Source organism: Nostoc sp. (assembly GCF_036917135.1).
Classification (GTDB): Bacteria; Cyanobacteriota; Cyanobacteriia; order Cyanobacteriales; family Nostocaceae; genus Nostoc.
On sequence record NZ_JBALEA010000045.1, the window covers coordinates 66,890 to 81,967 of the forward strand.

Sequence of the window (15,078 nt, forward strand, 5' to 3'; positions counted from 1 at the left end):
TATGTTCAATACACTGCTACTTAATAAAAGTCATTAATTCTAGGAGTAGAAATATGAGTTACAAACTCTCACGTCGGAAATTTGGCCAGTTGGTACTTGCTGGAAGTGTAGTATCTGGGCTTAGTTATGTAACCAACAAAGCTTTAGGCCAAACACCAAGTTTAAATATTGTCGGTATCGGTTCTAGCTCTATCATCACCACTGACCAAAAGGTGATTCCAGAGGGAAACACCACTGAGTTTAATAGCACTGCCTCAAAGAGTGTACCCAGAGATATTAAGCCTCTAGGACTTGTTTTGCAATCCTTAATGACAGGAAAGGCTCAGGTACTTGTGGATAAAAGTACACCTTTAGTAGAGCCTAATGAGATATTGAGTGGCTTTACTTCTTTAAGCGATGGCACACTTGTTGTAGCCATTACTCCTCTTAGCATTAGCAGGAGAGAAGCGACACCTACTCGCATTACATTTTTGGGTACGCCTGTAAAAACTTTGATCGTCTCAGGACTTAAAGAGAATCAACAGCTTGGGAGCTTGCTAGGCACTAATGATGGGCGACTTATCGCTCTAGTAGGTAACAAGAACGGTACACCACCGATCAGATTGGTAGATATTAACCTTCAAACAGGAGAGATAAGTTCTATTAGTAAGGTTAAATTCCCGAACGATGAGCGGGTTAGCAATCTAGCTGAGTGCCCAGATGGAAAACTCTATACCTCTTTACTTGGATTCGATGGTGATACAACTCTGGTGCAGCTAGATTCAAATCAAAAAAAGCCAATCAGACTGGCACAATTGAAATTTGATGGTAAAGCATGGAATAATGGCTTACAAAGCTTAGTTTGCTCTGCAACAGGTCAACTCCTCGCCTTTGGAGCGATGAGATATGAGTCACCTAATGCTGTGTATAGCGTAGATAAGAACAGTGGAAACATGACTCGGCTACAAGACTTTGACACTGCTCAGATTACCCTTGTTCGTGGCTAGAAGGAATTGACTTAGGGACTGACAACAAATTAGGCACTCCCCTGTGATTACAGAAGCTCCTAGTTCAGCCGAAGGCAACTAGGAGTAGTTCACTTCATCAACTAACTTATCTGATGTACATTTGGAAAGGGTGATGTCTGACGACAAGCCCAGAGAAGAGAGGAAATCTCCGGCTCCGCACTGGGTCGCTTATAATTTGTCATGACAATAACCCTGCTGAACAATCGCTATCAAGTTATCCAGGTAATTGGCGCTGGTGGGTTTGGCGAAACCTTTCTCGCAGAAGATGTCCATCTGCCTTCTCGCCGTCGCTGTGTGATCAAGCAACTCAAACCGATAACCAGTAATGATCCGCAAACTTACCTACTTATCCAACAGCGCTTTGAACGAGAAGCAGCAACCTTAGAGTATTTGGGTGAAAGTTGTAACCAAATTCCTAAACTTTACGCCTACTTTTCTGAGAATGGGCAATTTTACCTCGTCCAAGAATGGATTCACGGCCAAACCCTGACAAAAATTGTCGAAGCCAAAGGATTTGAGAGTGAAACTGCTGTTCGGCAAATTCTCTTGAGTTTGCTTTCAGTTTTAGATTATGTCCACAGCAAAGGGATTATTCACCGCGATATCAAGGCAGATAACATCATTCTCCGTTCTGCTGATGGTAAGCCTGTTTTGATTGATTTTGGTGCAGTCAAAGAAACAATCCGTTCGGTGGTGAGTTCTCCAGGATACCCGACGCGATCGCTCGTTATTGGTACGCCTGGATATATGCCTAGCGAACAAGCTGTTGGCCGCCCAGTTTACGCCACTGATATCTACAGCTTAGGTTTAACGGCGATTTATCTGTTAACTGGCAAACACCCCCAAGAATTGCAAACTGATCTAAAAACTGGCGAAATACTTTGGCAAGATCACGCCCCTGATGTTTCTTCCCAATTAGCATTGGTACTTAATCAGGCAATTAAGCCTCATGCTGGCGATCGCTACAGCACTGCTAGTAAAATGCTGTATGCCTTGCAGTCTGCTCAGAATATACCTCCTGAGTCAACTGCAAATACTTCTACAGTCAACTTTTCTCCCACCGCTACACCGACTCGACAAACCCAGCCATTATATTCACCGCAAAAAAACTCTGTGATTTCAGGGTATTCCTCTGGTAGAAATTGGCAAAAACCTGCTGTGATTGTTGGTAGTTTGCTTATAGGTGGTTTGATTGGTGCAGTAGCATTTTCTAGCATGACTCGTCAGCAACAACCAGAAACAACTATTGCCACAAGTCCCGCCCCATCGCCCGAATCTTTGCCTTCCACTCCTCCATCTCCCGAACCGCCTGTTTCTTCCCAAACTTCTCCAGTTTCAGTTATACCGATATCGCCACCACAGCAGCCAGTAATTGCCGATCCTTTGCCCACCTATAAGCCCCCAGTTATATCGATCCCACAGCCCAAAAAAGAGCCTGTAATTTTAGATACTCCATCGCCAGAAGCAGTATCTACACCACAGCCAGAACCAAAGAATGAGGTAAGGGCAGTTCCTACACCCGAAGCGCGTTCCACCCCACAAAACAAACCGCGCAGTAAATTAGCTGCCACTATGAGTAAAGAAAGCGTTCCCGCATTTCCTACAGGTACAGGAAGAAACATTGTAGAAGCTAGCCTCGGCAAACCAAATCAAGATTTGCGAGGCGCATGGGGTAAGACTCGGGCTGTGGTTTACAAACTTGTGCCAAACAAAATTGACCTTGGCTATTTATTTGATCGTAACTCTAAAGTGCTGCGTCAAACTGAGGTATCTTTTGCCCAATCGGTAGATCCGCAGGTAATGGAGACTACCTTAAATGGAATGTTAAATGGGCAAGCCACTGAAGAAATTAAGCAGGGACTTAAACAGGTACAACAGCGTCAGTCTGATAATTTTAGTTTTGAAAATGGCTCAGTCAAGGGTCAGATTATCCGCCAAGAATGTGATTTTATTTACATTAGCATTTGGGATGTAGATTTACATGATTTTGTGAGTCCATCTACAGCCAAGCAGTGTTAATTTACTGGAAAAAGTTGTTTTAAAAAGTTAAATTTTTGTATCCTAAAAGACAGATTCCGTATTCAATATAGTGCTTACAAAACTTTCTTTATTGGGCTACAATCAAGATAATTTCAGTCTTCCCAAGCACAAAAACCCAGTTTTTAGAATTGGTGCATTCGTTTTCTAGGTTTTGTAACTAAACTAATGAAAATCTATCTTTCCCATGCCCATTCCCCAATCCCCATTCCCCATTCCCTAATTTAATTCTTAATCTTCATAAAGTTATAAATAGCATTATTAAGTTTTTAATAATACTTGTCTCAGCTTCTACATTTATGTCGTCAATTGCGATCGCAATTGTGTAATCTAAAGACAGCAAAGCTAAATTATTCAATTGAGGTCTGATGACTCCTACAATCATGCGTCAGCTTTGGTCAGTGGTTGAAACCGCTCAAGCCAAGCTCCTCTTACAACTGGATGATGCTAGCTTAGTGCAGTGGTTAGTGAAACAAACCGAAACGCAAGTCTTGTTAGATTCTAACGAAACTGATTATCTGTGCCACTACATTCAATCTCGGCTAGCCCTGATACGCGATCTTGCCCATGAACGTCAGTGTTGATGATCGCTAAATTCAGAATTCAGAATCTTTCTCGTTATTGACTATTGGCTTTTTGGGGAAAATAACCTTCCACTAAGCAGTCAGAGCCGACTAAACGCCAACGAACACGTTCTAAAGACAACGCCTCAGTCATGGTAGTCAAACCTAAATCGCCCACTGGTGTGGGAGCAATGCTACCACCAATGATTTTCGGGGCAATAAATGCTAAAACTTTTTGCACAGCTCCTTGAGCGATCGCACTAGCAGCTAAGGTACCACCACATTCCCATAACACGCTGCAAAACCCCCGTTCATATAAGTACGCCATCGCCTTATCTGGTGTCAGTGATATTAATTCCACCACCTCCACACCAAGTTTTCGCAACAGTTCTTGAAAATCGGGGTTAGCCCCTTTCTGTGTCAACACCAAAGTTGCAGTATCGGCAGTTTGCCACAGATGGGCACTTTCCGGTAAGTTGAGATGGCGACTCATCACCACCCGCAGGGGATTATGTGCCCCCACTTGATGGCTAGTTAAGTAAGGATTATCTTGGCGGACTGTATTACCGCCGACAATTATGGCATCACAAGCCGCCCGCAGTTGATGTACTTCCTTGCGGGCATCTTGGCTTGTTACCCAAGCGCTATTACCAGAGGTAGTAGCGATTTTGCCATCTAAAGTCATGGCATATTTTAAAATTCCCAAAGGTCGCTTGTAGAGAATGCGATGCACAAAAGCTTCATTTAGCTGATAACAAGCTGCTTCTTCTACACCAACTAGCACTTCGATCCCCGCCGCCCGTAAACGAGCAACACCACTTCCAGCTACCAATGGATTGGGATCAACCATACCCACTACGACTTTTGCCACCCCTGCTTCAATCAATCCTTCCGAACAAGGGGGAGTACGCCCGTAGTGATTGCAAGGTTCAAGTGACACATAGATTGTTGCACCACGAGAATGATCCCCTGCTGCTTTCAAAGCAAACACTTCTGCATGAGGCTCACCTGCGCGAGGATGAAACCCTTCGCCTACAATCTCGCCATCCTTGACAATCACCGCTCCCACTAGGGGATTTGGCGAAGTCTGTCCTAAAGCGCGGCGAGCAAGTTCTAAACACCGTAACATCATGCGAGAGTCAAAGTCAGTTCCTACCTTTTCCTTTGGTAGTGAATTCGAGCCAACTAAGGATGCGTCTGCTTGAGCGAACACTGGGGAATTATCCATAATTTTAGGCAATGTAAATATTCTGCACGCGATCGCGCCGCCTCTCCACAAGAGAATCGCGCTTTTATCCTGATAATTAAACAGTAATATTTACATTACAGTTCAGGGTAACTGAAACTTTAGCAGATTTCAAAATTAATAATTTATTTACGCCCACCTACTTATTGTAAAACTACTAAATCATGGTGAAAAATTTCTGCCACATTTTTCTGTACTAGATTTGTAATCATGGAAACAAATTTGTCAAGGTCTAATGGCTTAAGTAAATATTCTTCAAACTCTACGTCTGGAATTTGGTGATATGTACCTATGGTAGAGGTTGAAGTCACAATGATTGGGATATGATTGCCATTGTCAGCTTCCATAGCATTCAATGTCTTTAGCAATGTATAAATACTTTCACCTAAAAACCTAATTTCACTGACAATGACGTTGGGTGTAAAACAACTCAGGATTTCTAAAGCTTCTTTTACTGAACCAGCAGTAACCACATTTGCGCCCAAGTCTTTCAGTAAAAATGCGTACAAATCTCTACTATCGCCATCGTTGTCTACAACGAGTACTTGTACACCTTTGAGTATCCCAACTGCCAAGCAAAAGTCATTGATTAAATTCATAATAAGACCTACGATTAGGACTTTAAGTGCAAAGTGATCTGAAAAATCCGTAGCCTTAAAGAGACGAGATAACCGGAAAGGTCAATTGAAGAAGAATTCAGGAATCAGAATCAAGACGCTCGTTGCGCTAAGGTGATTTCTGATTAAAAAAATACCATGTTTACGAGTTTCGACTTACCTCGGCTCCGCCCTTCGGCTACGCTCAGGACAGGCTCGGCACAAGTCGCTCAACTCTCGGCCACTCAGTTGGTTGAGCGAACTTGTACTGAGCGAAGTCGAAGTAGTCGAAACCAACGGCTATGGTAAATTTATTACTAGAATTCACCTAAAGCGTCTCCCCTTCTCCCAAAGAGAGAGGCTAGCGGCAAGGGAGAAGACTCGCTGGCCGCCCGCGCTATCCGCTTTTTCGGTCAGAAAACATTGCTGAATTCTGACGACTGGCACCTTTATTCTGTTCGATAAAAGTTAGCAGAGAACCACTTAATGGTTACAACTATTAGGTTTTGTTCTTGTACTATGAGCGGGTGTTGTTTGATTTGCTAAATGATTTGATTAACTACGACACAAAACGTAGCAAAACTTTTTAAAGGATCGCGGGGTAATTATTCACTTTCTAGTGCCTTAAAGCTCTGTGTTAACTGCTGCCAGAGTAACTCAATTTCCTCGTAGCACTCCTGTGAAGAAAGTTTTTCTTCATTGTGTAAATTGGAGATGTAATCGACTCTTTGAGAAAATTCCTGAAGATTAGCATTGAATAGAAAGCTCTGGGGTGTGAATTTACCCAGATATACGTGGTAGATAAAATTGTTTTCATCTCCCTGATTGTAGTCATCCATATAAAAATCTTGATAGTGAAAATCTATATCTTTGAGAGTACGTTGTCAGGTTGATTAACCAAGGTTTTACCCCACCCTAACCCTGCCCTTAGAAAGGGGAGGGAACTAGATTTCTTGTTTCCCCCAAACGGGGGGATTAAGGGGAGTAATTTTACACCTCTTTGAGGAATTAACCAAAATAACTATTGCCATTCCCTATCCTCAAGTTCCTTTTGAGGCAACAATAAGGTGGCTTCAATTTCTTGCCTGATAGCAGCAGTTACTTCACAATTGCTATGCAGGCAATCGAGTAGTAACTGATTAGCATCATAGTAGCGTTGCAGTACTTGCTGTTGCTCAGGGCTAAACTGCCACTCGTGGTTAATATTGCGATAATTAATCACCGTCTTCTTTAACTGTTCAGCCCAAGCTGAATAGTTAGTTTGTGACCATAACTCAAACCGTTGTTGACTTTGAGCCGAATTTGGCAATTGGTGAGAGAGTTTTTCCAGAGATTTATGGAGTCCAACATCTAGAACAATACCCAAAATGTTGCTCATCGCTTCTCCGCAGGCGTGGATGTGGGCAAAATCCTGACTCCCATCAATTGCACACTTTGTCAGCAAGTCATCTAATGCCGCATCTAGAAACATCCCCTGGTCGAGGCTACTGGCTAGGGCAAAGTGCGAAGCTATGTGAGGAGTCCGACTCAAAGCTAGGTAAAATGCTCGAACTGTCGCATCTTTTGGGGTAGGAATACTGCGAGATTTTTGGCTAGCCCAGGTCAAAAACTCTTGTAAATAAGCATCTTCGGCAACCAGTGTATCAATCTGTTGCTTCATCAACTGTACTAGAGAGTCTGCACTCCTGAGCATGGTAGCGGTTAATAAGAAGATTTCGCGCCAGTGCGGGTCGGTGATGTGACTCACCAGACCGGATAGCGCTTGCCCAAATGCTTCTAGGTTATAGCTGGCAACGATTTTCCTGGCTGTGAAGTATTCTTGAAAGGCCAGATAGGAGAAGGAAAAAATTCCCCGCGCCCGTTCTGCCAGTAGCCCATGTTGAGCTTCGATTGACTTCAGCGCTGCTTCGCTTTCGATTTGCAGTTCTTCTGCATCCATTGGCACATTGCTGAGATTCTGAATATAGTCACCAATGTATTGCTCAACGACGCGCTGCTCAAAAAAGTACTGGCCTTGCTCAAATGTCGCTGCGGCAATCTGACTCAATAACTTCAGCTTTTGTGGTAATAAAAACCCTCGGTAAACCTGATCCCGTTCAACACCTCTGGCTTCATCCCATTTACCCAATAGAAGGTCTAAACCTTGCTTATAAAAGTCAGTCCGCTTAGTCGGAAATTTATCTTGACCGTGAAACACCCAGCAGGCAAGATGCAGAAATAGGGGGGTGACGACAACTTGCCGAAATTCCCAATTTTCAGCTAATTCCAACTTCTGAATAAACTCAACGGACTCGGCTAGACCATCTTCAATGTTGGTCTTGGTAAAGACCACAAACCATTTTTGAGCAAAGGCTCGGATTTGTTCTAAGGTAAATGGGGCAATTTCAACATCGGTAAAGCCTCGGAGTCTGAGTTTTTGAGCTGCTGTTCGACAGGTGGCCACGAACCGATTTGTGTGATATTTTTCTGAAAACCTCCGAATTTCGCTTAAAACAGCATTGCTTTGTTGCTTAAGAACTTCATCCATGCCATCAAGCAACAGTAATACCCTACCTGCATTCAGCAAGGTTTCGATGACTGAGGCATCGGAAATTCCAGATGTGAGAAATTCCTGGTGGATGTACCTTAATAAGCTGAACTCATTGCTAATCTTAGACTCTTGGGCAAAACTTCTGAGTGTGATGAATATTGGCACCTGATTTGCCGCAAATGCGTTTCGGTTACACTGAATGGCGAGATGTTGCAAAAAAGTGGTTTTACCTACTCCTGGTTTGCCTAGCACCCTGAGATGGGAGTAGATTTCAACTGCCTGTGTACCAGGTATTTGTTTTTCGTCAACGTCACCTAAGCCAAAACGGTCAAAATCTTTGGGATCAAGGCTTTGCAAATCGGTAATTTCTAAATGCTGAAGGCTGGCAATCTCCTCCAGAATATTCACATCTATATATATATCATCGATCGCAACGAGACGGCTGATATCTAATAACTGCAAAATACCACACTGGTATTGAATTTTGTCGAAGCGTTGCGATCGCACTTGTTGCACTAATTTATCAATATTCACCACAGGAGACCGGAGGTATTCTTCTAGTTCTAAGAATTCTATCGGGGGATTGATTGCAACCTCTCGCCAATTCAGTGACAATACCAAACAAATTTCAATAAAAGTATGACGCTCTACTGGACGACCACTAAAAAAACGCCAAATAGGTTGTCTAGTCTTGAGGTTAACTTGTGCTGCTAGATTGTCTTGTGTCCACCCCTTGCGGGCAAATGATCTTTTTGCCTCTTGTATCCCATTGAATGATGCTTGGAGCGATCGCTTGACCATAGACAAAAACTCTGCTCCTCAAATCATAGACTTTAACTTTTATTAACATCTGCGATTCTATAGCTTTTTCTGTGATACCAACATTCTACTCACTTAAAGTTATACAAAATTCCCGAGCCGCTCTCAATTTTTTAAATTTTTGTATTGAAATCAAACGTTATACCTTCATTTTATACATTTCAACCTTTTGACATACCTTAATTCAAGCACTTATCTGTAATGTTTAAGTAGAGGCTGAAGGGTTACTTGGTAGATTATAAATCTCTAGTAATGGAACTAGAGATTTATAATCTCAATGTATCTTTCTATTTAACAGCTTTTAGTCATTTAAATGGCTAAGTTATTTATATTCTTTGACTTGTGTTTACTGACTCCAAATTTAATATAAAAATATGGGTCTATTATCAATTAACAAAATATATAATGTTATTAAAATTGCTGAATTAGTTTATGGTTCTGAAAGAACACAACGACCAGAAACATTTGTAGATAAATTGTCTAATTATTTAGCAGGTTTCAACATGACCGGAGGATGTTCAGTTAACATATTATATAAATATATTGACGAATTTTCCCAGGAAGAAAAAGCAGAGGTAATAGCTTTGATCTGGCTTGGTCGAGGTATATCACATGGACAGTTAGAAGACTTTCCCCATTTCGTTAAAAAAGTAGTGGAAATCATCCCTGAAAATCATGCAACAAGTTATATTCTCGAAAGACCTCTTTTAGCAAAATATCTGCGAGAGGGGCTTCAAAAAGTAGATATTTCGACTTTTGCTTCATCCTGAAAAATCGTCAGGACATCAGGCTGACATTGCTTGACTACTGCAATGATATCTCTGGCTTCTTCGTGATATAAGTCTTCCACGTAGCCACTTCTATAAAGTTGTGCCTCTTTTTCACTATCAAAAGGGCCAAAGTAATATGTACATAGGGGAACGGCGGTGTTAATTTCTACCCACCAAGCAAACTCTGACTCGTTAGATTGAAATAAATTCATAACGGATACCAATGATTAATTGAACTTGATTAATCTAGTTTTGAGGGTTTGTAGTCAGCACTTTAGTGCTTAAAAATTTATGAAGTAAAAAGAAAATTAATGTCGGGTGCGTTAGAGGTTGTTTGAAAAGTCCTCTTCTTGGTAGCAAAATGTTCTAGATCCCCCTAAATCCACGCCACGTGCTTCTCCCAAGGGGAGACGCTGCGCGAACAAGTCGGGGAACCGCAAGGGCGCAGTGGCTACCCGATAAATTGGGGGACTTTGATTCCGGTTCCCCCCTTTTTTAAGGGGGGTTAGGGGGGATCGATAAGTTCCTAAAATCACAACCAATTACTTTTCAAACATCCTCTTAGGCTAAAGCTATAACGCACCTTACTTCAGGTTTACTTGATAAGAGAACTCTAAGTTATTGATTAAGTGAAACAAACTTAAAAAACATAAAATATACCTAACCTCCCAGCCCCTCTTGCCGTTTCGGTAAGGGAGAGTCAAAGCCTCTCTCCTTTTAGGAGAAAATTGTCATATTTTTTATACTCCACAGATATTATTCGCTATCTATATATTTATCGAGGAATTGCTAATTATTCATAGCATGACATCCTAGTGTTAGAAATCGCGTTTGAGCAAGGGATTGAATAGCGTATAAGTTGTATTATATGAGCTAAAAAAAATTAAATAATTAAAATTTAGCAGAATTTAGGAGTTAGGACTCAATGGAAACATCTTGTGAGCGACAATCTAAAATTTTTTATTCGGTTTGTGGTGTATTGCCGAATCCTTGAAGTATTTTACACTATATTTAGTTATTTGCGCCTAAGAGGTTGTTTGAAAAGTGGTTAGCTGTGATTTTCAGCACCTCTTGATCCCCCCTAACCCCCCTTTTTAAGGGGGGAACCGGAACCAAAGTCCCCCTTTTTAAGGGGGATTTAGGGGGATCTAAAACTTTTTGCTACCAACAACAGGACTTTTCAAACATCCTCTACACAGTAGTTTGAAACTGGATATTGATGTATATTAAATTGTGAATCAGCATTCAAAATTTATGGATATAAACCACAGATGAAAGCCGATAGTAAACCAAACTATACAATTTTGGAAGTTCAAGAACTTGATGTTAATTATGGCGGTATCCAAGCTCTGAAAAAGATTAATTTAATTATTCAAAAAGGCGAGGTAGTTACTCTAATTGGTGCTAATGGTGCTGGTAAAACTACTACACTCCGCGCCATATCTAAAGTAGTTAATCCTCAGAGTGGGGCGATTATCTATAATGGACATCATATTACCCGCCGCCAAACTCACGAAGTTGTACAACTTGGTATCGCTCATTGTCCTGAAGGACGTAGAGTATTAGCGCGGCAAACAGTATTTGATAACTTACTTTTGGGTGCTTATATTCGCTCCAATCAAGCCGAGATCAAAGCAGATATTCAGCGCCAATTTGAGCTATTTCCCCGCTTGTCACAAAGACGCAATCAACTAGCAGGAACCCTTAGCGGTGGTGAACAACAAATGTTAGCGATCGCTCGCGCTGTTATGAGTAAACCACAACTTTTACTTTTAGACGAGCCTAGCTTAGGTTTAGCACCTGCGATCGTTCGGGAAATTTTCTCAATTATTGAAAATCTCCGGGCTACAGGGGTTACTATTCTATTAGTTGAACAAAACGCTAATCTGGCGCTACAAATTGCCGATCGCGGTTATGTTTTGGAAGCTGGTTCTATTACCTTAACAGGTGCGGCATCAGAATTAATTAGTGATGAACGAGTTAAAAAAGCTTATTTAGGATAATTAATTAAATGAAAGTTTTGGAGGTACAAGCAGATGGTAAAATCACCAACTAAACCTCTAACCTTAGAGGAGTTTTTAAAACTACCAGAAACCAAACCTAGCTCAGAATATATCAACGGTCAAATTATTGAAAAGCCAATGCCACAGGGAAAACATAGTATTCTTCAGGGTGAACTAGTCAGTAATATCAATTATGTGGTAAAACCTCAAAGAGTTGCCCTTGCATTTCCAAAATTGCGGTGTACTTTTGGCGGACGTTCAATTGTGCCAGATGTAGCTGTGTTTGCTTGGAAACGGATTCCTTTAGATGAATGGGGAGATGTCGCTAATGTCTTCCAGACTTATCCAGATTGGACAATTGAGATTCTTTCGCCAGATCAAAGCCAGACTAAAGTAACCGGAAATATTCTACATTGTTTAAAGCATGGTAGTCGCTTCGGTTGGCTAATTGATCCAGATGAGCGTTCTGTTTTAGTCTATCCACCAAAGCAGCAACCAGAACTTTTACAAGAAGAACAAGAAAAATTACCAGTTCCAGATTTAGTTAGTGATTTTCAATTAACTGTAGGGCAACTATTTGGATGGTTGAAGTTATAGTTTTTCCTAATCAGAGCAAGCTTCTCGCTTGCTCTCCGAAACGGAAAGGGAGGAGCAAGAAAAATTCCGCTTTTTGCTCCCCTCTCCGCGTCGGAGAGGGGCTGGGGGAGAGGTCAAATAAGACTTGTCGAACTCACTTTAATTTATTTACGCCTAGTTACTTAACACTAACGCCACTGATAACTTTTCCTAATCATTAGTATTATTAATAATTATTACGATTTTGTCATAATATATTAATATTTATAGCCCTCCTTGCAGATATCTATTATTTGTTTAGCGGCGAATTCTATTCACCGGAATAATTAAACCCATGAGTCAAATTGTCTGGATAGCAAGACACGCTAACCGCCTCGATTTCGTAAACCCGGATTGGTTTCTCACTGCCGAAAGACGCTACGATCCACCATTGTCTGATGATGGGATGGTGCAGGCACAGCAGTTAGCTAGACGTTTGAAAAAAGAAAATATTGGCCATATTTTTGCTTCTCCTTTCCTGCGAACCGTGCAAACGGCAAACGCAGTTGCAGAAGTTCTCAAGTTACCGATCAAATTGGAAATAGGTTTGAGTGAATGGCTAAATCCAGCTTGGATGACAGAAGAACCCGAAAGACTTTCAACTCCAGCGTTAGCAAAATTATTCCCCAGAATTGACACCAGCTATACTTCGCGCATCGCCGCCAAATATCCTGAAACTCACGAAAAAGTGCGAGAACGTTCTGGGCAAACTGCGAGATGTTTAGCTACTGAATTCTTTCCAGAGGATATCCTGCTAGTGGCACATGGTGCATCTGTGTTGGGCGGAGCAATGGGGCTAGTGGGGGAAATTGCCAAAACTGAAGTCAAGGCTTCTCTATGTTCCCTGGTGAAAGTCGTGCGCGAAGATCCAGAATGGTTATTAGAACTAAAGGGAGATACTTCCCATTTAACCCACATAGAAGAAGTTATTCGATTTGCTTAAACCTCTGATAGATATTTGGGTTCATGACTTCTGATACCTTGGGTATATTCTACAAAAAAGTAAGTAATTCGCGAATAAGTTCTATGACTTTGTTACTAGCAGGAGACATCGGCGGTACGAAAACTATTTTACGATTGGTTGAAACATCAGATTCACCAAGTTTGCATACTATTTATCAGGAAAGTTACCACAGTGCTGATTTTCCCGATTTAGTACCCATAGTGCAGCAGTTTTTGGTGAAAGCGAATACACCGATACCAGAAAAGGCTTGTTTTGCGATCGCAGGGCCTGTTGTCAAAAATACTGCCAAACTCACCAATTTGGCTTGGTTCTTGGATACCGAACGTCTAGAAGAAGAATTGGGCATCCCGCACATTTCTTTGATTAACGACTTCGCCGCCGTTGGCTACGGCATTTTAGGTTTAGAAAAACAAGACTTGCTGAGGTTGCAAGTTGGCAAATCTCAACCGGAAGCCCCCATTGGAATTATTGGTGCTGGTACAGGTTTAGGACAAGGATTTTTAATTAAACAGGGAAACAACTATCAAGTCTTTCCCTCAGAAGGTGGACACGCTGATTTCGCCCCTCGGAACGAAATCGAGTTTCAACTGTTGAAATATCTGCTGGGTAAACATGATATCCAGCGCGTTTCTGTGGAACGGGTGGTTTCTGGACTGGGAATTGTGGCAATTTATCAATTTTTGCGCGATCGCAAATTTGCCACTGAATCACCAGATATTGCCCAAATCGTCAGAACTTGGGAACAAGAAGCAGGACAAGAAGAGAAAAGCGTTGATCCCGGTGCGGCTATTGGTACTGCTGCACTAGAAGGTAGCGATCGCCTCTGTGAACAAACTTTGCAATTATTTATCGACGCTTACGGTGCAGAAGCCGGCAATCTCGCCCTGAAACTCCTACCTTACGGTGGCTTATACATCGCTGGGGGAATTGCGCCCAAAATCTTGCCCTTAATCCAAAATAGCGGTTTCTTATTAAATTTCACCCAAAAAGGTAGAATGCGCCGCCTCCTCGAAGAGATCCCCGTGTATATTATCCTCAACACCCAAGTGGGGCTAATTGGTGCTGCTTTATGTGCTGCTAGGTTATAACAGCTGGCATCATCAGTGAGATCAGCATCTCAAAAGGCAAAATTTATGACAATTAAAAGTCTGTTGCCATTCATCGCTGCCACCTTTGTCTGTGGTGGCTCTATTCTTGTGGAAGCGCGTCAAGCTAAACCGCCAGTGGCTGTTGTTAAACCAACTGTTTCTCAACCCGTGCAGTCCCAATGGAAGTTATTCACCGCTCCAGATGGGCGCTTTAGTATTTTGATGCCGGGAAACCCCAACAGAAATACCGAATACCAAAAAACTTACATGGGGGAAATTACCTTAGAAATATTTGTCGCTCAACCACCAAAACAGCAAATAGCATATCTAGTTGCTTACAATGATTTTCCTTATAGTTATGGTCAAATCACAGACCCACAGGCTGTACTTAATAATGCACGAGATATGGCTTTAAAGACTACGAAAAGTAATTTAATTAGTCAACGAAACATTCGTAGTTCCAATAATCATCCTGGCAAAGAAATTAAATACATCAATTCGGGAGGGAAAATCACTATAAGTAGAATGTATGTTGCCGAAGGAAGACTATATCAAGTAATGGCAATAACTACAAAAAAACAGCAGAAGACATTAGCTAAAACCATTACTGGGTATTTAAATTCCTTCTATGTAGTTTTGAAAAAGTGAAATAAACTTCTACATAATATTAGCGCTTGTAATAAATTGCTTGGCTCACCTAGCTTGATCAGGCTTAAGGGACTGACAAATAAAAAGAGTAATGAGTAATAAGTAATGAGTAATGAGTAATGAGTAATGAGTAATGAGTAATGAGTAATGAGTAATGAGTAATGAGTAATGAGTAATGAGTAATGAGTAATG

The 15,078-nt window shown here is 41.5% G+C and carries 14 protein-coding genes; 9 read left to right on the plus strand and 5 right to left on the minus strand.

The window, feature by feature from the left end; translation table 11 throughout:
- Positions 1 to 53 precede the first annotated feature (53 nt).
- From V7K50_RS13845 to V7K50_RS13855, 3 genes are all read left to right on the plus strand, one after another.
- Entirely contained in the window at positions 54 to 986 is a 933-nt protein-coding gene (locus V7K50_RS13845; protein WP_334960842.1) for a hypothetical protein, read from the plus strand.
- A gap of 201 nt (positions 987 to 1,187) precedes the next feature.
- Complete coding sequence (locus tag V7K50_RS13850; RefSeq protein WP_334960844.1) at positions 1,188 to 3,026, plus strand: protein kinase domain-containing protein; 1,839 nt, start codon at positions 1,188 to 1,190, stop codon at positions 3,024 to 3,026.
- A 386-nt stretch (positions 3,027 to 3,412) separates the two neighbouring features.
- Entirely contained in the window at positions 3,413 to 3,628 is a 216-nt protein-coding gene (locus V7K50_RS13855; RefSeq protein ID WP_334960846.1) for a hypothetical protein, read from the plus strand.
- A gap of 34 nt (positions 3,629 to 3,662) precedes the next feature.
- Here V7K50_RS13855 and ribD read toward each other — a convergent pair whose 3' ends face one another.
- The 4 genes from ribD to V7K50_RS13875 all read right to left on the minus strand — a co-directional run bounded on the left by ribD (position 3,663) and on the right by V7K50_RS13875 (position 8,780).
- Positions 3,663 to 4,835, minus strand: a complete 1,173-nt coding sequence (gene ribD, locus V7K50_RS13860; RefSeq protein WP_334960848.1) for a bifunctional diaminohydroxyphosphoribosylaminopyrimidine deaminase/5-amino-6-(5-phosphoribosylamino)uracil reductase RibD — start codon at positions 4,833 to 4,835, stop codon at positions 3,663 to 3,665.
- A gap of 161 nt (positions 4,836 to 4,996) precedes the next feature.
- Positions 4,997 to 5,452 carry a response regulator gene (locus V7K50_RS13865; RefSeq protein ID WP_334960850.1) on the minus strand — a complete coding sequence of 152 codons (456 nt, stop codon included), beginning with the start codon at positions 5,450 to 5,452 and terminating at the stop codon, positions 4,997 to 4,999.
- A 602-nt stretch (positions 5,453 to 6,054) separates the two neighbouring features.
- Positions 6,055 to 6,288 (minus strand): DUF7219 family protein, encoded by a 234-nt coding sequence (locus V7K50_RS13870; RefSeq protein WP_334960852.1) that lies wholly within the window; start codon positions 6,286 to 6,288, stop codon positions 6,055 to 6,057.
- Between the two features lie 182 nt (positions 6,289 to 6,470).
- Positions 6,471 to 8,780, minus strand: a complete 2,310-nt coding sequence (locus V7K50_RS13875) for an NACHT domain-containing protein (protein ID WP_334960870.1) — start codon at positions 8,778 to 8,780, stop codon at positions 6,471 to 6,473.
- 392 nt (positions 8,781 to 9,172) lie between these two features.
- On the opposite strand from V7K50_RS13875, the gene V7K50_RS13880 reads away from it, so the two are divergent.
- Positions 9,173 to 9,568 (plus strand): DUF3775 domain-containing protein, encoded by a 396-nt coding sequence (locus tag V7K50_RS13880; protein ID WP_334960854.1) that lies wholly within the window; start codon positions 9,173 to 9,175, stop codon positions 9,566 to 9,568.
- On the opposite strand, the gene V7K50_RS13885 is transcribed toward V7K50_RS13880, so the two are convergent.
- Positions 9,532 to 9,780 (minus strand): DUF1816 domain-containing protein, encoded by a 249-nt coding sequence (locus V7K50_RS13885; protein ID WP_334960856.1) that lies wholly within the window; start codon positions 9,778 to 9,780, stop codon positions 9,532 to 9,534. The two genes, V7K50_RS13880 and V7K50_RS13885, sit on opposite strands and share 37 nt — an antisense overlap.
- Before the next feature lie 1,059 nt (positions 9,781 to 10,839).
- Between V7K50_RS13885 and V7K50_RS13890 the strand changes: the two genes are divergently transcribed.
- The 5 genes from V7K50_RS13890 to V7K50_RS13910 all read left to right on the plus strand — a co-directional run bounded on the left by V7K50_RS13890 (position 10,840) and on the right by V7K50_RS13910 (position 14,886).
- Positions 10,840 to 11,571 carry an ABC transporter ATP-binding protein gene (locus V7K50_RS13890; protein WP_334798801.1) on the plus strand — a complete coding sequence of 244 codons (732 nt, stop codon included), beginning with the start codon at positions 10,840 to 10,842 and terminating at the stop codon, positions 11,569 to 11,571.
- A 33-nt stretch (positions 11,572 to 11,604) separates the two neighbouring features.
- Positions 11,605 to 12,168: a Uma2 family endonuclease gene (locus V7K50_RS13895; protein ID WP_334960858.1), complete on the plus strand. Its 564-nt coding sequence runs from the start codon at positions 11,605 to 11,607 to the stop codon at positions 12,166 to 12,168.
- 313 nt (positions 12,169 to 12,481) lie between these two features.
- A complete protein-coding gene (locus V7K50_RS13900) occupies positions 12,482 to 13,129 on the plus strand; it encodes a histidine phosphatase family protein (protein ID WP_334960860.1) in 648 nt (215 codons plus the stop codon).
- A gap of 83 nt (positions 13,130 to 13,212) precedes the next feature.
- The gene (locus tag V7K50_RS13905) at positions 13,213 to 14,238 is read left to right on the plus strand and encodes a glucokinase (RefSeq protein WP_334960862.1); all 1,026 of its coding nucleotides are present in this window, start codon (positions 13,213 to 13,215) and stop codon (positions 14,236 to 14,238) included.
- 45 nt (positions 14,239 to 14,283) lie between these two features.
- Complete coding sequence (locus V7K50_RS13910; RefSeq protein WP_334960864.1) at positions 14,284 to 14,886, plus strand: hypothetical protein; 603 nt, start codon at positions 14,284 to 14,286, stop codon at positions 14,884 to 14,886.
- Positions 14,887 to 15,078: the final 192 nt, after the last annotated feature.